Annotated in this window: 24 protein-coding genes; 17 read left to right on the forward strand and 7 right to left on the reverse strand. The window is 67.5% G+C overall.

Annotated elements, in window-relative coordinates; all coding sequences use genetic code 11:
* Window positions 1-282: 282 nt before the first annotated feature.
* A complete protein-coding gene (groL, locus tag HUW53_RS16285; protein WP_237346821.1) occupies window positions 283-1914 on the reverse strand; it encodes a chaperonin GroEL in 1632 nt (543 codons plus the stop codon).
* A 95-nt stretch (window positions 1915-2009) separates the two neighbouring features.
* Window positions 2010-2324, reverse strand: coding sequence for a co-chaperone GroES (groES, locus tag HUW53_RS16290; RefSeq protein ID WP_237346822.1), 315 nt, complete (start codon window positions 2322-2324; stop codon window positions 2010-2012).
* 407 nt (window positions 2325-2731) lie between these two features.
* On the opposite strand from groES, the gene HUW53_RS16295 reads away from it, so the two are divergent.
* The 6 genes from HUW53_RS16295 (at window position 2732) to tgt (ending at window position 7450) form a co-directional block, all read left to right on the forward strand.
* A complete protein-coding gene (locus tag HUW53_RS16295; RefSeq protein WP_237346823.1) occupies window positions 2732-3037 on the forward strand; it encodes an usg protein in 306 nt (101 codons plus the stop codon).
* A gap of 109 nt (window positions 3038-3146) precedes the next feature.
* On the forward strand, window positions 3147-3728 hold the full coding sequence (locus HUW53_RS16300) for a DJ-1/PfpI family protein (protein WP_237346824.1): 582 nt from the start codon (window positions 3147-3149) through the stop codon (window positions 3726-3728).
* A 153-nt stretch (window positions 3729-3881) separates the two neighbouring features.
* Window positions 3882-4244: a ribbon-helix-helix domain-containing protein gene (locus HUW53_RS16305; RefSeq protein WP_237346825.1), complete on the forward strand. Its 363-nt coding sequence runs from the start codon at window positions 3882-3884 to the stop codon at window positions 4242-4244.
* A gap of 247 nt (window positions 4245-4491) precedes the next feature.
* Window positions 4492-5094 (forward strand): exopolysaccharide biosynthesis protein, encoded by a 603-nt coding sequence (locus HUW53_RS16310; RefSeq protein ID WP_237346826.1) that lies wholly within the window; start codon window positions 4492-4494, stop codon window positions 5092-5094.
* A 107-nt stretch (window positions 5095-5201) separates the two neighbouring features.
* Window positions 5202-6302 (forward strand): tRNA preQ1(34) S-adenosylmethionine ribosyltransferase-isomerase QueA, encoded by a 1101-nt coding sequence (queA, locus tag HUW53_RS16315; protein ID WP_237346827.1) that lies wholly within the window; start codon window positions 5202-5204, stop codon window positions 6300-6302.
* Complete coding sequence (tgt, locus tag HUW53_RS16320) at window positions 6299-7450, forward strand: tRNA guanosine(34) transglycosylase Tgt (protein WP_237346828.1); 1152 nt, start codon at window positions 6299-6301, stop codon at window positions 7448-7450. The genes queA and tgt overlap by 4 nt, the downstream gene beginning before the upstream one ends.
* 7 nt (window positions 7451-7457) lie before the next feature.
* On the opposite strand, the gene HUW53_RS16325 is transcribed toward tgt, so the two are convergent.
* Window positions 7458-9635: a primosomal protein N' gene (locus HUW53_RS16325; RefSeq protein WP_237346829.1), complete on the reverse strand. Its 2178-nt coding sequence runs from the start codon at window positions 9633-9635 to the stop codon at window positions 7458-7460.
* Between the two features lie 197 nt (window positions 9636-9832).
* On the opposite strand from HUW53_RS16325, the gene HUW53_RS16330 reads away from it, so the two are divergent.
* The 6 genes from HUW53_RS16330 to HUW53_RS16355 all read left to right on the forward strand — a co-directional run bounded on the left by HUW53_RS16330 (window position 9833) and on the right by HUW53_RS16355 (window position 15353).
* A complete protein-coding gene (locus HUW53_RS16330; protein ID WP_237346830.1) occupies window positions 9833-10372 on the forward strand; it encodes a ferritin-like domain-containing protein in 540 nt (179 codons plus the stop codon).
* Between the two features lie 156 nt (window positions 10373-10528).
* Entirely contained in the window at window positions 10529-10807 is a 279-nt protein-coding gene (locus tag HUW53_RS16335; RefSeq protein ID WP_237346831.1) for a hypothetical protein, read from the forward strand.
* Window positions 10808-10944: 137 nt separating this feature from the next.
* Window positions 10945-11913, forward strand: a complete 969-nt coding sequence (locus tag HUW53_RS16340; protein ID WP_237346832.1) for a helix-turn-helix transcriptional regulator — start codon at window positions 10945-10947, stop codon at window positions 11911-11913.
* A gap of 124 nt (window positions 11914-12037) precedes the next feature.
* On the forward strand, window positions 12038-13072 hold the full coding sequence (gene obgE, locus HUW53_RS16345) for a GTPase ObgE (RefSeq protein ID WP_237346890.1): 1035 nt from the start codon (window positions 12038-12040) through the stop codon (window positions 13070-13072).
* A gap of 142 nt (window positions 13073-13214) precedes the next feature.
* Window positions 13215-14387 carry an isovaleryl-CoA dehydrogenase gene (locus tag HUW53_RS16350; RefSeq protein WP_237346833.1) on the forward strand — a complete coding sequence of 391 codons (1173 nt, stop codon included), beginning with the start codon at window positions 13215-13217 and terminating at the stop codon, window positions 14385-14387.
* Between the two features lie 162 nt (window positions 14388-14549).
* Complete coding sequence (locus HUW53_RS16355; protein WP_237346834.1) at window positions 14550-15353, forward strand: YdcF family protein; 804 nt, start codon at window positions 14550-14552, stop codon at window positions 15351-15353.
* A 3-nt stretch (window positions 15354-15356) separates the two neighbouring features.
* Here the strand turns inward: HUW53_RS16355 and HUW53_RS16360 are convergent, their stop codons facing one another.
* Window positions 15357-15596 (reverse strand): DUF3253 domain-containing protein, encoded by a 240-nt coding sequence (locus tag HUW53_RS16360; RefSeq protein ID WP_307499866.1) that lies wholly within the window; start codon window positions 15594-15596, stop codon window positions 15357-15359.
* Between the two features lie 282 nt (window positions 15597-15878).
* Between HUW53_RS16360 and HUW53_RS16365 the strand changes: the two genes are divergently transcribed.
* From HUW53_RS16365 to HUW53_RS16375, 3 genes are all read left to right on the forward strand, one after another.
* Entirely contained in the window at window positions 15879-16064 is a 186-nt protein-coding gene (locus HUW53_RS16365; protein ID WP_237346835.1) for a hypothetical protein, read from the forward strand.
* A 161-nt stretch (window positions 16065-16225) separates the two neighbouring features.
* Window positions 16226-17206: a hypothetical protein gene (locus HUW53_RS16370; protein ID WP_237346836.1), complete on the forward strand. Its 981-nt coding sequence runs from the start codon at window positions 16226-16228 to the stop codon at window positions 17204-17206.
* A gap of 71 nt (window positions 17207-17277) precedes the next feature.
* Window positions 17278-17718: a DUF1489 family protein gene (locus HUW53_RS16375; RefSeq protein ID WP_237346837.1), complete on the forward strand. Its 441-nt coding sequence runs from the start codon at window positions 17278-17280 to the stop codon at window positions 17716-17718.
* 15 nt (window positions 17719-17733) lie between these two features.
* Here HUW53_RS16375 and HUW53_RS16380 read toward each other — a convergent pair whose 3' ends face one another.
* A complete protein-coding gene (locus tag HUW53_RS16380; RefSeq protein WP_237346838.1) occupies window positions 17734-18348 on the reverse strand; it encodes a helix-turn-helix domain-containing protein in 615 nt (204 codons plus the stop codon).
* 135 nt (window positions 18349-18483) lie between these two features.
* Window positions 18484-19299: a bifunctional hydroxymethylpyrimidine kinase/phosphomethylpyrimidine kinase gene (gene thiD, locus HUW53_RS16385; RefSeq protein ID WP_237346839.1), complete on the reverse strand. Its 816-nt coding sequence runs from the start codon at window positions 19297-19299 to the stop codon at window positions 18484-18486.
* A gap of 240 nt (window positions 19300-19539) precedes the next feature.
* Between thiD and HUW53_RS16390 the strand changes: the two genes are divergently transcribed.
* Both HUW53_RS16390 and HUW53_RS16395 read left to right on the forward strand, forming a co-directional pair.
* Entirely contained in the window at window positions 19540-19776 is a 237-nt protein-coding gene (locus HUW53_RS16390) for an Lrp/AsnC ligand binding domain-containing protein (RefSeq protein WP_237346840.1), read from the forward strand.
* A 113-nt stretch (window positions 19777-19889) separates the two neighbouring features.
* Entirely contained in the window at window positions 19890-21974 is a 2085-nt protein-coding gene (locus tag HUW53_RS16395) for an acyltransferase family protein (protein ID WP_237346841.1), read from the forward strand.
* 50 nt (window positions 21975-22024) lie between these two features.
* Here HUW53_RS16395 and HUW53_RS16400 read toward each other — a convergent pair whose 3' ends face one another.
* Window positions 22025-22366: a hypothetical protein gene (locus HUW53_RS16400; protein ID WP_237346842.1), complete on the reverse strand. Its 342-nt coding sequence runs from the start codon at window positions 22364-22366 to the stop codon at window positions 22025-22027.
* Between the last annotated feature and the right edge of the window lie 77 nt (window positions 22367-22443).

Consider the following 22443-nt stretch of genomic DNA (forward strand, 5'->3'; position numbering starts at 1 on the left):
TGAACTTCAGAAGTCCATGCCGCCGCCCGAGCACACCGGTGTTCCGGTGTGCGTTTCGCGAAGGTTCGCCGGGCGGCGTCACAGGCCGTGGCTGAACTTCAGAAGTCCATGCCGCCGCCCGAGCACACCGGTGTTCCGGTGTGCGTTTCGCGAAGGTTCGCCGGGCGGCGTCACAGGCCGTGGCTGAACTTTAGAAGTCCATGCCGCCGCCCGAGCACACCGGTATTCTGGTGTGCGTTTCGCGAAGGTTCGCCGGGCGGCGTCACAGGCCGTGGCTGAACTTTAGAAGTCCATGCCGCCGCCCGGCATGGCCGGGGCCGCGGGGGCATTCTTCTTCGGCAGCTCGGCGATGAGCGCCTCGGTGGTGATGAGCAGCGCGGCGATGGAGGCCGCATCCTGGAGCGCGGTGCGCACCACCTTGGTGGGGTCGATGATGCCGTCCTTCACCATGTCCACATAGGCGCCGGTCTGGGCGTTGTAGCCGAAGGCGTAGTCGGACGACTCGAGGATCTTGCCGACGACCACGGAGCCATCGTCACCCGCATTCTGGACGATCTGGCGCGCGGGAGCCTGGATGGCGCGGCGGACGATCTCGATGCCGGTCTTCTGGTCGGGATTGTCAACCGTCAGGCCCTCGAGGGCCTTGATGGAGCGCAGCAGGGCGACGCCACCACCGGGAACGATGCCTTCTTCCACCGCGGCGCGGGTGGCGTGCAGGGCGTCGTCCACGCGATCCTTCTTCTCCTTGACTTCCACCTCGGTGGAGCCGCCCACGCGGATCACCGCCACGCCACCGGCGAGCTTGGCCAGGCGCTCCTGAGCCTTCTCGCGGTCGTAGTCGGAGGTCGTGCTCTCGATCTGGGCGCGGATCTGGGAGATGCGGGCCTCGATGTCGGCCTTCTCGCCGGAGCCGTCGACGATGGTGGTGTTCTCCTTCTCGATCACCACCTTCTTGGCGCGGCCGAGCATGGAGAGGTTCACGCTCTCAAGCTTGATGCCGAGATCGTCGGAAATCACGGTGCCGCCGGTGAGAATGGCGATATCCTGGAGCATGGCCTTGCGGCGATCGCCGAAGCCGGGTGCCTTCACCGCCGCGACCTTGAGGCCACCGCGCAGCTTGTTCACCACCAGGGTGGCGAGCGCTTCGCCCTCGACGTCCTCGGCGATGATGAGCAGCGGACGGGACGACTGCACCACGGCTTCGAGCACGGGCAGCAGTTCCTGCAGGCCGGTCAGCTTCTTCTCGTTGATGAGGATGTAGGGCTCCTCGAACTCAACGCGCATCTTTTCGGCATTGGTGACGAAATAGGGCGAGAGGTAGCCGCGGTCGAACTGCATGCCCTCCACCACGTCGAGCTCGGTCTCGAAGGACTTGGCTTCCTCGATGGTGATGACGCCCTCGTTGCCGACCTTCTTCATGGCTTCCGCCAGGAACTTGCCGACTTCGGAATCGCCATTGGCGGAGATGGTGCCGACCTGGGCAATCTCGTCGTTGGAGGTCACCGGCTTGGAGTTGGCGGCCAGATCCTTGATGATGGCGTCCACGGCGAGGTCGATGCCGCGCTTGAGGTCCATCGGGTTCATGCCGGCGGCCACCGCCTTGGCGCCTTCCTTCACGATCGCCTGGGCGAGCACGGTGGCGGTGGTGGTGCCATCGCCGGCCAGGTCGTTGGTCTTGGAGGCAACTTCACGCACCAGCTGGGCGCCGAGGTTCTCGAACCGATCCTCGAGCTCGATCTCCTTGGCGACAGAGACGCCGTCCTTGGTGATGCGCGGAGCGCCGAACGACTTCTCGATCACCACGTTGCGGCCCTTCGGGCCCAGCGTCACCTTCACCGCATTGGCGAGGATATCGACGCCGCGCAGCAGCTTCTCGCGCGCGTCGGCGGAGAATTTCACGTCCTTGGCAGCCATGTGCCGTGCTCCTTCAGCTTGGGACGAATGTTCCGGAAATCTTCAAAGGGGCAGGGCCCGCGAAAGCGGGCCGCCGCAGGGCGATTTAAGGCGGTTCAGGCGGCCTTCTGGGCGCCAGCGGCGCCTTCGAGCACGCCGAGAATGTCGCTCTCCTTCATGATGAGGAGATCCTGGCCGTCGATCTTGACCTCGGTGCCGGACCACTTGCCGAACAGCACCACGTCACCGGCCTTGACGTCGAGGGCGACCAGCTCGCCCTTCTCGTTGCGGGCGCCGGGGCCGACAGCGATCACTTCACCTTGCTGGGGCTTTTCCTTCGCGGTGTCGGGAATGATGATCCCGCCAGCAGACTTCTGCTCGGCGTCGATGCGCTTCACAACAACGCGGTCGTGCAGAGGACGGAAACCCATAGGGGAAACCTCCAGTTGGTTGCTTCTTTTGCAGACACCGGGCGCTCATGAGCCCGGCCCACGGCCCATCTAGGGGGGGGGCAAGGAGCCCGCAAGGGGGGCGGGTCACTTTTTTGGCACTCGGACCCCAGGAGTGCCAGTGTCGAGCAAAATGCTGCGCTGCAAGGGCAATCGATCGAGGGGCCGCCCGCAGCGGTTGAATCCGCGCCGGTCGCGCAGTTTGTCAGCAGTCTTGCCGTGTCGCTGCTAGTCTATTGTTTTTGCAGCACGAAATGAATTTTTGGACTTGGCGGCGGCGCGGTCTTGAGCCGACAATCAGAGCTGTGGTTCCCGGCGGGTCGAGCCGGTTGGCTCGACGATCCGCCGCCGGTCACCGGTTCTCGATGTGGCATGAGGAGGTCTTGCTAATGGCGTCCCGGGATGCATCCGAAGTGTCGGTCAGCGGTGTTTCAAACGATTTCAAGCTGCAGCTGGAGGGCTACGGCCTCGCCACCGCGGAGATTCTCTACCGTATGCCCGATCACCCGTCATTGCTCCAGAGCTACCTGTGGCAGGAGTATGATCTTTGTCCGAATTTCCCGGAGCTGAACCGTTTCCTGGAGTTCTGGCAGCGCGAGATCGAAGGGCGGCTGCACTCGGTCCGGGTGGCCCATTGCAGCCTCATCAAGCCTGCGGAACTGCGCACGGTGGACGGGCTGTTCGTGCTGCACTGATGGCGCGTGCACCGCGCTGGCGGGATGCCACAGCGGGCTAACACCCACGGCGCCCGCCACGCGCCTAGCATCCCTCGCGGCTCCATGGCGGGCCGCGAGGGAGGACGCAATGGGTGCGAAAAAGATTCTGATGATCGTCGGCGACTTCGGCGAGGATTACGAGATCATGGTGCCGTTCCAAGCGCTGTTGGCGGTGGGGCACCAGGTGCATGCGGTGTGTCCGGGCAAGGTGGCGGGCGATCAGGTCGCCACCGCCATTCACGACTTCATCGGCTTTCAGACCTATGCCGAGCTGAAGGGTCATAATTTCACCCTCAACGCCACCTTCGCCGACATCGCGGTGGAGAGTTACGACGCCTTGGTGGTCCCAGGTGGCCGGGCGCCGGAATATCTGCGTCTCGATCCGGCGGTCATCGCGGCGGTGCGCCACTTCTTCGAGGCCGGCAAGCCGGTGGCCGCCATCTGCCACGGCGCGCAAATGCTCGCCGCCGCCCAGGTGCTGGAGGGGCGAACCTGCTCGGCCTATCCGGCCTGCCAGCCGGAGGTGGAGCTGGCCGGCGGCACCTATCCGCGGATCGCGGTGGACGAGGCCATCACCGAGGGCAATCTGGTTTCGGCTCCAGCTTGGCCGGCCCATCCCGCCTTCATCGCGCAATTCCTCGCGCTGCTCGGCACGCGGATTTCCCTTTGAGCGTGGACGTGGGATAAACTCGCCGAAGCGGCGAGAGGCGTGCATGCTCGGCGGGGGTTGAGCATGCACGCCGATCGGCCGCACCCGCCGCGGGCGCATGCCGGGGCGTGGGATACGGACAACAACGGGCCCGCCATTCGGACACCGAAGACCATGTGCAGCTTGTTCACCACCGCCGATCCTGACCTGTGGCAGATGCAGACCCGCTCCCTGCGGCTTGGTGGCATGAGCACCAGCGTGCGGCTGGAGGCCTTTTTCTGGACCGTCCTGGAAGAGATCGGCGCGCGCGACGGGCTCACCGTGTCGCAGCTCCTGGTGCGGTTGCAGGATGAATTGACCGCCGCCGATCGGGCCATCGACAATTTCGCCTCGTTCCTGCGCGTGTGCTGCGGGCGCTATCTGGCGCTCCGGGCGGAAGGCGCCATCGCCGGCGAGGGATCGCTGCGCGCCTATGCTTCCTCCGCCTTCGAGCCGCGGCGCCACGCCCGCCCGGCGCTGCGCCACGCCGCGCGCTAGAGCAATTTCAGCAAAAGTGTGCAGCGGTTTTTTGCGTCTGAAATTGCGATAAAATAAGGAACTAGAGCGTTTTGCGCTGGCTTGGGCGCGCGTCGTTCACACCCCGTTTTGGGTTTTCGCATTTTCGTTAGGTGAGCCGCTGGCCCTTTCGCTTGAAAATGCCCTGACAGTGCCGCTTTCTGGATGTTATTAGGGGCGCTTCCGCGGCAGCCACCGCCGTCGGGGAGACGTCGTGGAAGAGGCCGCATTGGACCACCGTACGCCGAGAACGTCCGAATTGCTCGCCGCCGTCCTCTCCGCCCAGGAGGGGGAGAAGGTGGCCATTGGCGATCTCGTCAATGCGCTGCGCAACCGCGCGTTCGGCATCTTGTTCCTGATCTTCGGGATTCCCAACTGCATCCCCATGCCGCCCGGCATTCCGGTCATCTGCGGCATCATCCTCGGCCTGATCGGCCTGCAGATGGCCATGGGCCGACAGGAATTGTGGCTGCCCGAGACTATCGCCAAGCGCACCTTCTCCCGCTCCCTGCTCGACACCATCGTGACGAAGTCGCGGCCCTTTATCGTGAAGTTCGAGAGCATTTCTCGGCCCCGCTACGAGCAGTTCGCCGGCCCGGTGGCGCGTCGGGTGGTGGGTGCCACGGTGGTGCTTCTGGGGCTTGTACTGCTCCTGCCCATTCCGCTCTTCGGCAATCTGCCGCCGGGATTTGCGGTGTGCGTGTTTGGGTTGGGGCTGGTGGAACGGGATGGGCTCGTCATCCTCGCCGGTTTCGGCGCAACGGCGCTGGGCCTGCTGGTCGTGGCGCTGATGAGCTGGGCGATCTGGCAAGGGGCCATCGCCATCTTCTGAGGGCTGGAGCTTTCCCTCTGGCCTCTCCCTATGGTCTTTTCCTTCCCCCTTGCGTTCCCGCGTCGCCGCTGTAGGAACGCCGCTTCCCTTTTGGTTCAAGCCTCCACATGCGTGTCGACGCCTTTGATTTTGAGCTTCCGCCCGAACGGATCGCCCTGCGGCCCGCCGAACCGCGCGAATCCGCGCGGCTGCTGGTGGTGCGCCCCGGCCGCACGCCGGAGCTGACGGACGCCCGCGTGGGTGATCTACCAAGTTACCTCAACCCCGGCGACGCCCTGGTGGTGAACGACACCCGTGTCATCCCCGCCGCCCTCGAAGGCACGCGCACCCGCGAGGGGGCGGGCACGGTGCATGTGGAGGCGACGCTGGTGAAGCGGCTGGACGGCCACCGCTGGACCGCTTTCGCCAAGCCGGCCAAGCGGCTCAGGGACGGCGATGTCATCCGCTTCGGCCGGGAGGGCGACACCTGCCTTCTGGGCACCCTTGATGCGCGGGTGGAGGCCCGGCGCGAGGGCGAGGTGGATCTCGCCTTCGATCTGTCGGGGCCGGTGCTGGACGAGGCGTTGGCGCAGGTGGGCCACATGCCTATTCCCCCCTACATCGCCGCCCGCCGGGCCGAGGACGCGCGCGACCGGACCGATTATCAGACCGTGTTCGCCCGCGTGGATGGGTCGGTCGCCGCTCCCACCGCCAGCCTGCATTTCACCCCGAACCTGATGGCGGCGGTGCGGGCGCGGGGGGTCGAGGTCGCGACCGTGACCCTGCATGTGGGTCCCGGCACCTTCCTGCCGGTGAAGGCCGACGACACCGCCGCCCACCGCATGCATGCCGAATGGGGCGAGGTGTCGCCGGAGACCGCCGCGCGGCTCAACGCCGTGAAGGCGCGGGGCGGGCGCATCGTGACCGTGGGCTCCACGCCGACCCGCCTCATCGAAAGCGCGGCGGGCGCGGATGGCCTCATTCGCCCCTTCATGGGCGAGACCGACATTTTCATCACCCCCGGCTACCGCTTCAGGGCGGTGGACGCGATGATGACGAACTTTCATCTGCCCCGCTCCACCCTGGTGATGCTGGTGGCGGCGTTCGTGGGGCATGATGTGCAGAAGCGCGCCTATGCCCACGCCATCGCGGATGGCTATCGCTTTTATTCCTATGGCGATGCCTGCCTGCTTCTGCCGCAAGCAACCCCAGACCAAGATCAGCCATGACCTTCGCCCCCACCGACTCCTTTTCCTTCGTGCTGTCCGCCACCAGCGGAGCGGCGCGCACCGGGTTCATCCTGACCCCGCGCGGAACCATTCGCACGCCGGCCTTCATGCCGGTGGGTACGGTGGCGACGGTCAAAGGTCTGTATTTCGACCAGGTGCGGGCGGCGGGCGCCGACATCGTGCTCGCCAACACCTACCATCTGATGCTGCGCCCCGGTGCCGAGCGGGTGGCGAAGCTGGGCGGGCTGCACCGCTTCATGGGCTGGGGCGGACCCATCCTCACCGATTCCGGCGGCTTCCAGGTGATGTCCCTGTCGTCGCTGCGGAAGATGAGCGAGAACGGCGTCACCTTCCGCTCCCATGTGGACGGCACCCATTATGAATTGACCCCGGAGCGGGCCGTGGAAATCCAGGGGCTGCTCGGCTCCGACATCCAGATGCAGCTTGACGAGTGCGTGCGCCTGCCGTGCACGGACGAGGAGGCGGCGCGGGCCATGCGCCTTTCCGTGCGCTGGGCGGAGCGCTCCAAGCGTGCGTTCGAGGCGCAGCCGAAGGGCCGGGCGCTGTTCGGCATCGTGCAGGGCGGGGCGGTGCCGGCGCTGCGGGTGGAATCGGCCTGCGCCCTCGCCGACATGGACTTCCCCGGCTACTCCATCGGCGGCCTCGCGGTGGGCGAGCCGCAGGAGGTCATGCTGGCCATGATCGAGACGGTAGAGCCCCACCTGCCCATCACCAAGCCGCGCTATCTCATGGGCGTGGGCACGCCGGATGATCTGCTGGAAGCCGTGGCGCGGGGCATCGACATGTTCGACTGCGTCATGCCCACCCGGTCCGGCCGCCACGCGCTCGCCTTCACCCGCCTCGGCCGAATCAATCTGAAGAATGCCCGCCACGCCGAGGACCCGCGCCCGCTGGATGAGGAGAGCGATTGCCCGGCCCTGCGCGACTATTCGCGCGCCTATCTCCACCATCTGGTGCGGTGCGAGGAGATGCTGGGGGCGATGCTGATCTCCTGGGCCAACATCCATTATTATCAGCAGCTCATGGCCGGCGCCCGCGATGCCATCGCCGCCGGCCGCTATGCCGATTATGTGGGCGAGGTGAAGGACGGCTGGGCGCGCGGCGACATCCCGGTGTGGGAAGGGTAGGGCGCCGTCAGAAGAAGCTTTGCGGGTCCACGTCGATCACCACCTTCACATTGCCGGTGGGCTTGGGCGCCACCTCCCGCCAGTGCCGCAGGTAGGCCGAGAGGTCCAGTTGCCGTGGTGAACGCGCGAGCAGCCGCCAGCGGTGCCGTCCGCGCAGCACCGCGAGGGGGGCTTCGGCCGGACCCAGGATGCGCACGTCCGGGACGATGGGCGCGCAGGCGGCCAGCCGCCGGGCATAGGCTTCCGCCGCATGGGCCTCGCTGGCCGAGACGATGAGCCCCGCCATGTGGCCGAACGGGGGCAGCAGGGTTTCCTCGCGGGCGGCGATCTCGGTGTCGTAGAAGGCATCCCGGTCGCCAGTGACGAGGGCGCGCATGACCGGATGCTCGGGGCTCCGGGTCTGGATGAAGCCGCGCCCCTCGGTCTTGCCGCGCCCGGCCCGCCCGGCCACCTGATGCACGAGCTGGAAGGTGCGCTCGGCCGCGCGCGGGTCGCCCTGGCCGAGGCCGACATCCGCATCCACCACGCCAACCAAAGCGAGGCCGGGGAAGTTGTGGCCCTTGGCGACGAGCTGAGTGCCCACGATCACGTCCACCTCGCCCTTCGCCACCGCATCCAGCTCCGCCCGCATGCGCTCCAGGCCGCCGAGCAGATCGGAGGAGAGCACCAGGGTGCGGGCGGCGGGGAACAGGGTCTGCACCTCCTCTTGCAGGCGCTCGACGCCGGGGCCGACGGCCACAAGGCTGTCCTTGGCGCCGCAGCGCGGGCATTCCTCCGGCACCGGCGCCTGATAGCCGCAGTGATGGCAGGTGAGGCGGCGGCGGAAGCGGTGCTCCACCAGCCACGACGTGCAGGAGGGACACTGCATGCGGTGGCCGCAGGCGTTGCACAAGGTCAACGGGGCGTAGCCGCGCCGGTTGAGGAACAAGAGCGCCTGTCCGCCGGCGGCGAGGGTGTCGTTGATCTCGGCTTCCAGGCGTGGCGCGATCCAGCGTCCGCGTGGCGGGCCTTCGCGCCTCAGGTCGATGGGGGTGAGGCCGGGCACCTTGGCGCCGCCGAAGCGCACCGGCAGCGCGAGGCGCTTGTAGCGGCCCCGCCGGGTGTTCACTTCGGTTTCGAGGGAGGGCGTGGCGGAGGCGAGCACGATGGGGGTGGAGCAGAAGCGTGCCCGCACCACCGCCATGTCGCGGGCGTGGTAGCACACGCCATCCTCCTGCTTGTAGGCGGGGTCGTGCTCCTCATCCACCACCATCAGGCCCAGATTTTGGAACGGCAGGAACAAAGCCGATCGCGCGCCGGCCACCACCTTGACCTCACCGGAGGCCACGCCGTTGAGGATGCGGGCGCGGCGACGGGCGGAGACACCCGAATGCCATTCCGCCGGCTTCACTCCGAAACGCTGGGTGAATCGATCGAGGAAGGCTTGGGTGAGCGCGATTTCCGGCAGCAGGATCAGCGCCTGCCGACCATCGCGGATGGCCTGCGCCACCGCCTCGAAATACACTTCCGTCTTGCCGGAGCCGGTGACGCCATCCAGCAGGAAGACCGCGAAGGCATGGGCCGCCACGGCGGCCTTCAACACCTCGGCTGCCGCGCCTTGCACGTCCGAAAGCGGCAGGGCGGAATGGTCCGGGTCGGGCGGATAGGCCCCCGGCTCGGGCGGCAGCACCACCGCTTCGAGGGCGCCGTCGTCTACCAGCCCATCCACCACCGAGGGCGAAACGCCGGCCTCCCGCGCCGCCTCCGATTTGCCGCGCGTGAAGCCATCGGCGAGGAATTCCAACAGTCGGGCGCGGGCGGCGGTCATGCGCTCGGGGGGGCGGCCGGTGGCGCGCACGCCCACCCGCTCGCGCGCCTCGCCGGGCGCCTCCCCATGGCGCAACGCCATGCGCAGCACCATGCCGCGGGGGGCGAGGGTGTAGTCGGCCATCCAGTCGATGAGCTTCAGGAGATCGCCCGGCAGAGGCGGATAGGCCAGCTTGGTTTTCACCGCCTTCAGCTTCTTGGCGTCCACCACGGCGCCAGCGCCGGCCGCGCGGGGCCACACGCAGCCCATCATGAGCCGCGATCCCAGCGGCACCTGCACGAGGTCCCCCGGCGACAGGCGCATGCCCTCGGGCAGGAGGTAGGAATATGGCGTGTCGAGGCCGAGCGGCAGGAGGATATCGACCGTGGGCGTGCTCATGGGGCTGTAATGGTCGCGCTCGATCCAAAGGTCAAAGGGAAGCCATCGGACGGGGCTTGCGGTCGCAGCGGCACCGCGGCATCTGCAAAAGAGGGTCGCGCAGGTCTAACCTTGAGGAAAGGAGTGCTGTCATGCGCAATGCTGATGCCCGTCTTCTCGCCTCCCGCCGTATCGATCCGGCCGACCCGCGACCGCCCTTGGCCCAGGCGCTGAGGATCGGCCTTTACGACGAATGGCACGCGCTGGCCGTTTATGAGGCCGTGATCCATAGATTCGGTCCGGTGCGCCCATTCTCGAACATCGTGCATTCGGAGGCCGCCCATGCGGGCGCGCTGTCGCGGCTGTGCCGCCGCTACGGCGTGCCAGAACCGGTGAACGACTGGCCCGGAAAGGTGCGCCTGCCCACAACCCTCGCCGAATGCTGTGCCGCCGGCGTCGCCGACGAGATCGAGAATGTGGCAATGTATGACAACTTCTTGTCATACCCCATGCCCGCCGATGCGGTGGCGGTCTTCCGGGAGCTGAAGACCGCCTCCGGCGAACGGCACCTGCCCGCGTTTCAGCGCTGTCTCGCACGGCAGGGGAGCAGACAAGGCGGCGCGGGCGGGCGGTCCGGACGCGCGGGCGGTTTGGCCGGAGGCGGATCGCATGTGCCGGTGATGCTTGCGCTTGCCGGTGCGGTGGTGCTCGGGCTCGGGGCGCTCAGGGCTCTGACGGGTCAGCGCCGCCGGGCGTGACCTCGGCCGCTGGTTGCCGGCGTCATCGGGCGCCAGCGGGACAATCGCACCCTCCTGCGCGCAGAAGGAGGAACGCGGCCGACGCCCTCGATACGCTGTCATCCCCGACCGGCCGATGCTCGGAAGGTCGAGGGCAGCCGTTCAGGGAGCCGCAAAATGCCGTTGATTGCCAGGTCGCTTCTGATTGTCGCCGCGGTGACGTTGGCCGGCACTGCCGCCCGCGCCCAGCAGACCGCCGACGATATCAAGTGGATCACCCAGTGCGTGGACGACAACAAGGACGAGGGGCAGGCGGCGCCGGTCGTCTTGGCCTATTGCACCTGCATGAACAACAAGATGTCCTCCGACGAGACGCGGTCCATCACCCAATGGGAGAAGGCCAACCCGCGCGCCATGGAAGCGTGCAGCACCAAAGCCGGCTGGAAGGGAAAATAGGTTCGCCCTGTTTCGTCGCCCCGGCAATCCCCGCTGTCGGGTCGCGAAAAAGGGGGCCGCTGCCCTCCCAGCGGCCCCCTATTCACCTCAAGGAAAGTCTTGTATTCGTGGCAGGCCCATTTTCGGCTGCTGCGACCATGCTCCGATTCAGCACCGACGACCTGAGACCCGAGGACCGGTTCGACCATTGGTGCGAAGTCCGGGGCAAGGGGCTGTTCGGCGTCACCATCGAGCTGGAGCGGGAACGCCGTCGGGATTTCGCCGGCCGCTTCGCCGCGCGGCAGGTGGGCGGGGCGGTGATGTCGCAGATGCAGGCTTCGTCCTACCGCATCAGCCGGACCGCCCCGGATATCGCCCGCATGTCCGGCGATAGTCTGTGCCTTTCTCTTCAGGTGCGCGGGGCGGGCTGGCTCGATGCAGGGCAGCAGCCGCGCCAGCACATTGGCGACGGCGACATCGTCATCAGCCATTCGGATCTGCCATACCGCGGAACCCCGCAAGGCCAAGGTGGCTTCGACTACCGCATGCTGAAGATCCCGCTGAACGCCGAGCTTCTGCTGGGCGCGCGGGCGGAGGATCTGTGCGCCGCGCGGCTTCCGCGCAGCGCGTCCGTGGCGCGGCCCCTGGCGGCCCTGTTCGACGCCTTCGCGCGCGCCTCGGACCTCCTGAACCCCGTCACCGACGTGATCCATGCGGCCCGGCTCGCCCTTATTGCCCGCGGACGCTTGCCGGCGGGCGCGCCCGAGGCGCGGGCGGCATTGCGGGCCGGCTTCTTTCACGCCGCGCGGGAGATCATGGCGCGCGACCTGTGCCGGCCGGCCCTGTCACCGGAGGTGGTGGCGCGGCGGCTGGGCATCTCGGTGCGCCAGGTGCATGTCTTGTTCGAGCCGACGGGCCTGTCTTTCATGCGCACGTTGACGGTGATGCGGGTGCGGGCGGCGGCCGAGCTGTTGCGGGCCAAGCAGCGCATGCCGGTGGCGGATGTGGCCTTTGCGTGTGGATTTGAAAGCCTGTCCGTCTTCTACCGCGCGTTCCAGAACGTCCACGGCATGCCGCCGCGCGAACTGCGCCGCGGCGATCGGGAAACCACCGGCGTGCGCGTTTAGAGCGGGTTCTCGGCGATCCGCTTCCTTCCGCCAGCGCAGGCGCGCGCGGCAACGCCTGATGTCGTGATGGCATGATGTCGCGGTGCCCCTTGCGTTCCCCTTGCGGCCCGTCTACCTCCAAGCCATGAAATTTCTCGATCAAGCCAAGATCTATGTGCGCTCGGGCGACGGCGGTGCCGGCTGCGTCTCGTTTCGCCGCGAAAAGTTCATTGAGTTCGGCGGCCCCGATGGCGGGGACGGCGGGCGCGGCGGCGACGTGTGGATCGAATGCGTGGATGGCCTGAACACGCTCATCGACTACCGCTACCAGCAGCACTTTAAGGCGAAGAAGGGTGACCACGGCAAGGGCGCCAACCGCACCGGCGCCAAGGGCGACGACGTGGTGCTCAAGGTGCCGGCCGGCACACAGATCCTCGACGAGGACGAAGAGATCGTGTTGGCCGACCTCACCGAGGTGGGCCAGCGCATCAAGTTCCTGGAAGGCGGCAACGGCGGCTTCGGCAACACCCAGTTCAAGACCTCCACCAACCAGGCTCCGCGCCGTGCCAATGCCGGACTGGAAGGGCAGGAACGGTGGATCTGGCTGCGCCTGAAGCTCATCGCCGATGCCGGCCTCGTGGGATTGCCGAACTCTGGCAAGTCCACCTTCCTCGCGGCCACCACGGCGGCGAAGCCCAAGATCGCCGATTATCCCTTCACCACGCTCCATCCCGGCCTCGGGGTGGTGCGGGTGGATGGCCGCGAGTTCGTGCTCGCGGACATTCCCGGCCTGATCGAGGGCGCGCACGAGGGCGTGGGCATCGGTGACCGCTTCCTCGGCCATGTGGAGCGCTGCGGCGCCCTTCTGCATCTGGTGGATGGCACCAGCGAGCACGCCGGCAAGGCCTACAAGACCGTGCGCGCGGAGCTGGCGGCCTATGGCAACGGGCTCGACGAGAAGCCGGAGATCGTCGCCCTGTCCAAGATCGACGCGCTCTCCCCCGAACTGCTCAAGCAGCAGAAGGAGCGCCTGAAGCGCGCCGCCAAGAAGACTCCGCTCCTGCTCTCCGCCCAGTCGGGCCACGGGGTGCAGGAGGCGCTGCGGTTGCTGCTGTCCATCGTGGAAGAGGCCCGCGGCGAGGAAAAGGAAGCCGAGCCCCGCGAGGCGTGGCAGCCCTGACCCTCCAGGCGGCGGCCGTGCGGAAACGCGCCCGCCTGCGCTTCCCCCATTGAATAAACGGACAACCGTTTTATTCTGTCGGCGGCTCCCCGGTCGCGCCGGTTCGGCGCGTGAGAAACAAGGGGGGCGTGGGAGGAAGACCATGCTGCCGAACAGTGCCGCCGGATTCGATTTCGACCTCGGCGAAACCGCCGACATGCTGCGCAACACCGTGCGCCAGTTCTCGGATGTCGAGATCGCGCCCCGCGCCGCCGAGATCGACCGGACCAATCAGTTCCCGCGCGACCTGTGGCCCAAGCTCGGCGCGCTCGGCCTGCATGGCATCACGGTGGAAGAGGAATATGGCGGCTCCGGCCTGGGCTACCTGGAGCATGTGATCGCGGTGGAGGAGATTTCCCGCGCCTCCGCCTCGGTGGGCCTGTCCTATGGCGCCCATTCCAACCTCTGCATCAACCAGATCCGCCGCAACGGCACCGATGCGCAAAAGCGCTCCTACCTGCCCAAGCTCATGTCCGGGGAGCATGTGGGCGCGCTCGCCATGTCGGAGCCGGGGGCCGGCTCGGACGTGGTCTCCATGCGCACCCGCGCCGAGAAGAAGGGCGACCGCTACATTCTCAACGGCACCAAGATGTGGATCACCAACGGCCCCATCGCCGAAACGCTGGTGGTCTACGCCAAGACCGACCCCGCCGCCGGCCCGCGCGGCATGACCGCCTTCCTGGTGGAAAAGGGGTTCAAGGGCTTCTCCACGGCGCAGAAGCTGGACAAGCTGGGCATGCGCGGTTCCGACACCGGCGAGCTGGTGTTCGAGGATTGCGAGGTGCCGGAAGAAAATGTGCTGGGCCAGGTGGGCAAGGGCGTAAACGTGCTCATGTCGGGCCTCGACTACGAACGCGCGGTGCTGGCCGCCGGCCCGGTGGGCATCATGCAGGCCTGCATGGACGTGGTGCTGCCCTATGTGCATGAGCGCAAGCAGTTCGGCCAGCCCATCGGCGGCTTCCAGCTCATGCAGGGCAAGCTTGCCGACATGTATGTGACCATGAATGCCACCCGCGCCTATGTCTATGCGGTGGCGAAGGCCTGCGACCGCGGCGCCACCACCCGCGAGGATGCGGCCGGCGCCATCCTCTATGCGGCGGAAAAGGCCACCTGGATGGCGCTGGAGGCGATCCAGACCCTCGGCGGCAACGGCTATATCAACGACTATCCCACCGGCCGCCTGCTGCGCGACGCCAAGCTCTATGAGATCGGCGCCGGAACCAGCGAAATCCGCCGCATGCTCATCGGCCGCCAATTGTTCGACAAGACGGCCTGAGCCGCGTCCGCCGGGCCTTGGTGGGCCTTGCGGTGAGCGCACCGCAGGGCCGCCGAAGCCCGGTCGGGGGCGTCCGCGCCTGCGCGATGGCCGCCTTTGCCCTTCGCAAGGTCGGGAGCGTCGGCTATGCCTGAGGCGATCGGGGGCATGGGAGCGCCGCGCATGGATTCGTTCTTCACGGTCTCGAAGGTGGCGTGGTTCGTGGCGGCGCCCTCGAACGCCCTGGTGATCGTGCTGGTGCTGGCGGCCCTTCTCCTGCTGGTGGGGGCGCGTCGCATCGGCGGGCTGTTGCTGGGGCTGAGCGTCCTGGGGGTGCTGGTGCTCGGTTTCTCTCCGGCCGCCAACTACATCATGTCGCCCCTTGAAGAGCGCTTCCCCCAGTTCCACGACGACGGCAAGCCAGTGACCGGAATTTTGCTGCTGGGCGGCGCCGAGCTGCCGGATATCGGCCTTGCCCGCGGACAGCCGGCGTTTTCCGAGGCCGGGGAGCGGGTACTGGCCTTCGCGGACCTCTCCCGCCGCTATCCGCAGGCGCGGCTCGCCTTCATCGGCGGCAGCGGGGCGCTGCTGCCGGCAGGCCATGGCCGGGAAGCGGAGATGATGCGCCAGAGCCTCGGCCCGCTGGGCATCGATCCCGCCCGGATGGAATTCGAGGACAAGTCCCGCAACACGGCGGAAAATGCAGAATTCGCCAAGGCGCTGCTGAAGCCCCAGCCGGGTGAGCGTTGGCTGCTGGTGACCAGCGCATTCCATATGCCGCGCGCCATGGGCTGTTTCCGGGCCGTGGATTTTCCGGTGGTGGCCTATCCCGTGGATTTCCGGACCGTCGGACCCAAAGGTCTGGACGGTACCTTCTCACGCGCGGCCAGCGGGCTCGACTTCACCGACGTCGGCGTGAAGGAGTGGGTGGGCCTGGTCGCCTATTATCTGGGCGGCAAGACCCTCACGCTGTTCCCCGGCCCCTGATCCTCAATCGTCGCGCGGCAGGCCGACACGATAGACGCCGCGCAGCTCCGCCGGGTCGATCACCTTGCCCTTGCGGTAGATGAGGAGCCGCCCGGCTTCCGCCAGCGCCACCGCGCTGCGGCGCACCTGGGGCAAGGCGCGCTGCCAGCTCTCCGGTGGAGCCACCGCCTGCGCCACATCGGCGGGCGCGAGGGTCCGGTCGGCACCGCAGGCGGCGGCCAGTTGAAGAATGGTTCGCTCCACCACCTCCGGGTCAAAGCCGCGTGGGGCAGGGGAGTCTTCGGCAGGCGCAGGGAGCGAGTCGCGGATCATGTCCCCTTCGTAGGGGAAAAATGAAAAAAATGAAGGGGCGCCTCGGGGATGGGCGCGGTGCCGCGCTGCAACTAAATTGTCATATGAAACAAAATGTTACCTTCGCGGATGGGGCAATATGGCGATTTTGGGGCAAATGCGGAAGCAATAGGGCGACGATCAACATGTCTTGTCACCCCTTGTTTCAAGGTTGAGAAAATCCTAAAGGCAGGCTTGTCGCAGCGCAACGCCCTGGCGGAAGCGCGCGGAAACAGGGATGCCATCAGTCTCATCATGCACCTGACCGGAACTCGCTCCTGCTGGGGCACGGCGCGCTACGCGCTCACCGCGTTTTTCCTGGGTGTTGCCATCATCTACCTCTTCGGCGGGTTCGAGCCTGCCGTGACGCTCGTGAACTGAGCGCCCACGCGCGGCCGGCGATCGGCGGCGCAGCGTTTTACCACTTGGCTTCCGGCGCGTCGGCGCCCGGTTTCTCATTGCCCTGCAATTAGTTGCGGAGCATGATGACGACACGTGCTCCGGTGCGGAGCGCGTGGAGACCCAAGCCGGAGGTCGACGCGATGAACTCCTTCGCCCTTGCGATGGGCGGCGCCGAACCGGTGCCGGGCTGGCTGGTGGTGGCCGTGGCGGCCACATTCGCGGTGGCGGTGTTCGTGCTGTTGCAGCGTGCGCAGAGCTACCGCTTGCCGGCGCTGCTGCTGGTGGTCATCGGCGTCCTGGTGCTCGGCTATGCGATCGTGGTGCTGTCGCGGCGTGCCGCCGAGGAGCAGGCGTTGAAGGCCGAGGCGCAAGCCCTGTCCATCCGGGCCACGGCTCTTGACGGGTCGTTGGCGGCGAGCGGCCTTGCCTGTGTGGACGCCCTCGACGACATGGCGGCCCATTGCGAAGACATTGTGTTTGCGCGCCCGCAGACGGTGGCGGCCACGCGCGCGTTGGTGCGCGCGCGGCTGATGCTGCTTCGCGATGCGGACACCTTGTTGCGCCGCGCCCCGGCGGCCGATGTGGCGGCGCTGGTGGAGGTGTGGCGCCAGCCGCTGGCGCGGGATCCGTTTGGCCTGGTGGCCGTGGTGTTGCGGGAGGATTTTTCCTGCGCCGATGGCACCTGTACCGCCGCCCGGCTGCTGGGCGAGGGCTCTCGCGCGGCCGAAAACGAGAGCAAGCGGACCTTCGAGACGCTTTATGCCGCGCATGCGGCGCGTTGGAGCCCGCCCGCGACCGGCGCGCCGTCCACAATCAGCGGCCGGGACGCGACACCCGCCACGCCTGAGGCGCCAGCGCCGAGGCCACCGGAATCATCGGCACCGCCCGAACCCGAGATCGGCGCGGCCCCGGCGGTCGGCGAAACGGCGCCCGCAATTCCTTCAGCCGCTCCCGCGGAGGCTCCGGCCGGCGGTTCGCTCCCGCCCTTTGCCCCATCCCTTGCCCCGCCCCTTCCCGCACCGCGTCCGACGATTCCAAGCGATGTCCGCCCCCAGGGGGGAACTGCCCCCGCGGCCCGGCGGCCGGCGCCGGTCGATGTGCCGGCGGGCGCGCTGCAATAGCTGCAATCTGCTCCGGGGAGCCTTGCGCGCGCGGGGCACCCTTCGGCCTCCGCTTGGGCTATAGAAGGCCCATGTCTCTCCATCTCATCAAACTGTGCGTGGGCGCCACCTCCATCGAGGACCTGCGGAACTGGATCGCGGACCGGCGGGACGACGCGCGCCGCGCCGGTGTCCCGTTCGAGCAGACCCATGTCACGCGCATGGTGCCCACCCGCATGGATGAATTGCGCGACGGGGGCTCGCTCTATTGGGTCATTCGCGGTGACGTGGCGGCGCGTCAGCGGCTCCTGGATGTGCGACCGTTCGTGGATGTGGACGGCGTGCGCCGTTGCGCGCTGGTGCTCGACCCCGAGGTCATCGGCGTTCGCCCGCGCCCGGCGCGGCCGTTTCAGGGCTGGCGCTATCTGAAGCCCGCCGAGGCGCCCGCGGACCTGGCGGCGGTCGATGGCGACGCGGCGGCGGCGATGCCGGAGGAGATGCGCCGGGAGCTGGAAATGCTCGGGTTGTTGTAAGCGCCGCCTTCGGCCTCAGTCCAGCACGGCCGCCTTCAGCAGGCACACCATGAAGGCATGGACCGGCACAGAGCCGCGATTGCGGATGATGTGGCGGCGGTCGCAGCGATAACGCACGGTCTCGCCTTCCTTCACTGTCTCTACGGTGCCGGCCACATCCACCTCCAGCGCACCCGAAATCACGGTGAGGCACTCCACCGAGCCGCGCTGATGCCCATCGGAATCGAGCTCGCCCCCCGGCTCGGCGTGGAAGTCGTAATATTGCAGCCACTCCACCGTCTTGATCCAACCGATGATGGACAGGCGGCACAGGCCGTCCTCCGACACCAGCATGGGGGTGTCGGCGCGGGTGAGCTTCTCCACGAAAGGGGCGTCGTCGCTGGAAGCGAGCACCCGCTCCACTGTCATGTCGAGGGCCTGGGACAGGCGCCACACGGTGGCCAAAGTCGGATTGGTCTCGTTGCGCTCGATCTGGCTGATGATGGATTTGGCCACGCCCGACTGTTCCGCCAGATCGGACAGGGAGAGGTTGTAGGCCTTGCGCAGCCGCTGGATCGTCTTGCCCAACTGACCGGTAATGGCCTGCGCGCCCGATTCGAGGGGACTGCCCCCGCGGTCCTTCACTGCCATGGGTGGTATCCTTTCATCCGAACGGGCGTTCGCTGTTCCGGACGATAGCGCGGATTTCGCGGGGCACAAGGCGCCAGGGTGCGACGGGCAGTTTTCCGCCGGCTGTTTCGGTGGACTTGTTCGGTGGACTTGGGGTCAAGCCGGCCAGAGGGCAAAAAAATGGTGCACAGGCCCGTGCCCGGAGCCGACATCAAGCGCGTCGGCGGCGGCGATGGCGCCGGTGATGTAGGCCTTCGCGGCGCCGACCGCCGACACCAGGTCGTCGCCCAGGGCGAGCCGCGCGGCGATGGCCGACGACAGCGTGCAGCCGGTGCCGTGGGTGTTGCGCGTGGGGTGGCGGGGCGCCGCGAAGCTGGTCACGGCCTGCGGCGTGACCAGCAGGTCCACGCTCTGCGCGCCACTGCCGTGCCCGCCCTTCATCAGCACCGCTTTCGCGCCGCACGCCATCAGGCGCTCTGCCTGGGCGCGCATCTCCCCTTCATCGGCGGCGGGCGTGGTGCCGAGGAGCGCGGCGGCTTCGGGCAGATTGGGGGTGATGATTTCCGCTCGGGGCAGCAGCCGCGCGATCAACGTGGACACCGCATCGTCGGTGAGCAGCTTGGCACCCGATGCCGCCACCATCACCGGATCAAGCACCACCGGATGGGCCTGATGCCGGTCGAGGCCAGCCGCGACGGTGTCAATGGCGCCGGGCCGCGACAGCATGCCGATCTTCACCGCCTTCACCGCAAGATCGGAAAAGACGGCATCCATCTGCGCCGCGATGAACGCGTCGGGAACGTCGTGGATGGCGGTGACGCCGCGCGTGTTCTGCGCGGTCAGGGCGGTGATGACGCTGGCGCCGTAGACGCCGAGCGCCGAGAACGTCTTCAGGTCGGCCTGGATGCCGGCGCCGCCACTGGAATCGGAGCCGGCGATGGTGAGGGCGATGGGCGGCGCGCGATGGGACACGGGACGAACCTCGTCTGGAGAGCGGAAGGGCGACCGGTGCGGGAGGCTTAGACCATTTTCGCGCCACGCTGAATCGGGAAAATGAAGACCCCTCCCCATGGGGCGCTCGGCTCCACCGGCCTTGCGTCGCGCGGCGGTTTTGGTCACCCTGGCGGCGCCGGAAGGGCGGCGCTGCCGCCGCCCTGCGGCCAACAGGAGAGGGCCGGGGCCATGCGGTCCGGTTCTCCAGCGGAGTGCGCCGTGATCCCGTTTTTTGTTCAGATCAAGTGTCAGCTCGGCAAGTCCTACGAGGTGGCCGACGCCATCGCGGATGCCGAGATCGCGTCCGAGATTTATTCCACCGCGGGCGACTTCGACCTGCTGGTAAAATTCTACGTGGAGCCGGGCACGGATATCGGCCAGTTCGTCAACCAGAAGGTGCAGAGCATCCCCGGCATCCAGGACACGCGCACCATCATCACCTACAAGGCGTTCTAAGCGGCCAGCTTTTCCGTGTGGCGGGCGGGGTTTGCGGTTGCCGCGCGCACGGGCTATTGCTTCTTCGGCGAGAGTGCGCGCCCGCAAGGGGGCGCATCATCAGGGGAAGAGGAATGAGTCTGGCCTACCGGCCCGACATCGATGGGCTGCGTGCCGTCGCTGTCGGCAGCGTTGTATTGTTCCACGGCGGATTTTCGCTGTTCGGTGGCGGGTTCGTCGGCGTGGACGTGTTCTTCGTCATTTCCGGCTTCCTCATCACCTCCATCATCGCCGACGACCTGGAGCGGGGGCGCTTCTCCCTGGTGGATTTCTACGACCGCCGTATCCGCCGCATCCTGCCCGCTTTGTTCCTGGTGCTGTTCACCACCGTTGCCATCGGCGCCTTCATCCTGCTGCCGACGCAGATGGAGAACCTCGCCGGCTCCCTCATCCCCGCGACCCTGTTCTACGCCAACATCCATTTCATGGGGCTCGAATCCTATTTCGCCCCGGCGGCGGAAGAGCTGCCCCTGCTGCATTTGTGGTCGCTGGCGGTGGAGGAACAATTCTACATCGTGTTTCCGCTGCTGCTGTTCGTGCTGATGCGCGTGGGCGGGCGGCGGCTGGCGGTGATCGGGCTCTTTGCCGTGGCCCTTGTTTCCCTGGTGATCGCTCAGGTCGAGCTTCAGGAGGCGCCGCGCCGGGCCTTCTTCCTGCTGTCGTCGCGGGCCTGGGAATTGCTGGTGGGTGCCCTCATCGCCCTCGCGCCGCTGCCGAAGGTGCCCCCCAAGGTGGCGGCCGGCCTCGGTGCGCTCGGTCTCGGCGCGCTGCTGATCCCGGTGTTCCTCTACAACCGCAACACCAGCTTCCCCGGCGTGGCGGCGCTGCCGCCGGTGCTGGGCGCGGCGCTCCTCATCTATTCCGGCCGGCATGCGGCGCGCGGGCCGGCGGCGCGCCTGCTTGCCCTGCCGGGACTGGTCTATGTGGGGCGCATCTCCTATTCGCTTTATCTGTGGCATTGGCCGTTGCTGGCCTTTGCCTTCATCTATCGCGGCCGGGCGCTGACACCGTTGCTCGCGGCGGGGATCATCCTGCTGGCGGTGGCGCTTTCGGCGCTCTCGCTGCGTTACGTGGAGGCGCCGCTGCGGCGCGCCGCAGCGGGCGGCGGGCGGCGGGCGGTGCGGTTTGCCGCGGCCGCGGCGGTGATGCTGGTGGCCGTATTCGGCGCCCGCGGGATCGACGCGCGCGACGGGCGGATCTGGCCCCTGTCGGCCCGAGGCCTCAAGGCAGAGGCGGCCATGCGTGAGGGCCATGGCCTTGCCATCTGCAAGACCGGCACCGACTTCATGCGCGGCACCGCAAGCTGCACGGTCACGCCGCCCGGGGCTCAGGGCAAGGGCTATGATGTGCTGGTGTGGGGGGATTCCCATGCCCATGCCAGCTTCCAGGGCCTGGCCGAGCTGTTCGCTGAACAGGGGATTGGCAGCCGTCTGCTGACCCTTTCGGGCTGTCCGCCGCTGGCGGGCGTCGTCACGCCGCGCTTTGGCGACGAGGCAGCGGAGTGCACGGCCTTCAACACGGCCGTGATGGAAGAAATCGCGAAGGCCCGCCCCAAGCTCGTGGTGCTGGTGGGCCGCTGGGCCCTTTGGACCACCCATGCCCGGCAGAACGTGGCCCTCACCATGCCCGATCTTCCCGCCGCGCGCGCGCCGAGTGCCGAAGGCAGCCGCGCCGCCTTTCCGGTGGCGCTGCGGCGGACGGTGGACGAGATCCGCACCATGGGAGCGAACGTCCTGGTGATGGGGCAGGCGCCGGAATATCTCCATCCGCCGGCCGCCTGCGTTGTGCGGGCGGACTATTTCGGGGGCGATGCCAGCGGCTGCATGACACAGAGCCTTGCGGAGATGGAGCGCGTGGTGGGCCCCACCAACGCGGTCATCGAGCAGGTGGCCCGCGCCGTACCCGGCACCGGAGCCGTGCTGCTTTCAAACCTCTTCTGCGATGGAAACGTGTGCCACGCGGGCGATGACGCGGCATTCTTCTACAGCGACGGCAATCATTTGAGCCCCGCCGGGGCACGCCGGCTGCGGGACGATCCCTCGGTCAGGTCCGCCATCGCGAGCCTGCTGAGCGCCGCGCCGGAGCATGTGCAAGCACGCGCGGCGGAGAGCGCCGTGGACAAGGTCGAGCCCACGCGCGGCATCAGCCCCGGCAACTGAAGAAGCCTCCCGAGACGATCTCGCCCGCCGCAGGTGAAAGTCGGCCCATTTCAGCGATCGTGAACGCGGGTATTTCGATCCACGGTTGCATGCTCCAGCGCGAGGCTTGTGGCAGCTGAGGGCTGCTCAGGAGCATTGACGCAAACAGCAACGGTGGAACGGCGAACGATCGCTTCGTCTATGTCGGTTCCGCGATTTTTTCGGGTGGGGCCAGGGAGCTTCGTTTCAACAACGGCATGTTGCAGGGTGATGTGAACGGCGACAAGGTGGCCGACCTCGTCGTGAAGCTGGACGGCGTAACCGCGCTCGCGTCCGGCTCGCTCCTTCTTTAAGGCGCACTCACGCAATGGGGCTTCCGGCTCGCGTGAAAAAATGGCGCAAACGCAATTCAAGACAGCCGTCCTTCGCTCAGGCCGGCTGTCTTGCGCGGCGATATCTTGCGCGTCGATGTCCGGGCGCCTGAAGATGG

Origin of the sequence: Xanthobacter agilis, from assembly GCF_021730435.1 — a bacterium.
Taxonomy (GTDB): domain Bacteria; phylum Pseudomonadota; class Alphaproteobacteria; order Rhizobiales; family Xanthobacteraceae; genus Xanthobacter; species Xanthobacter agilis.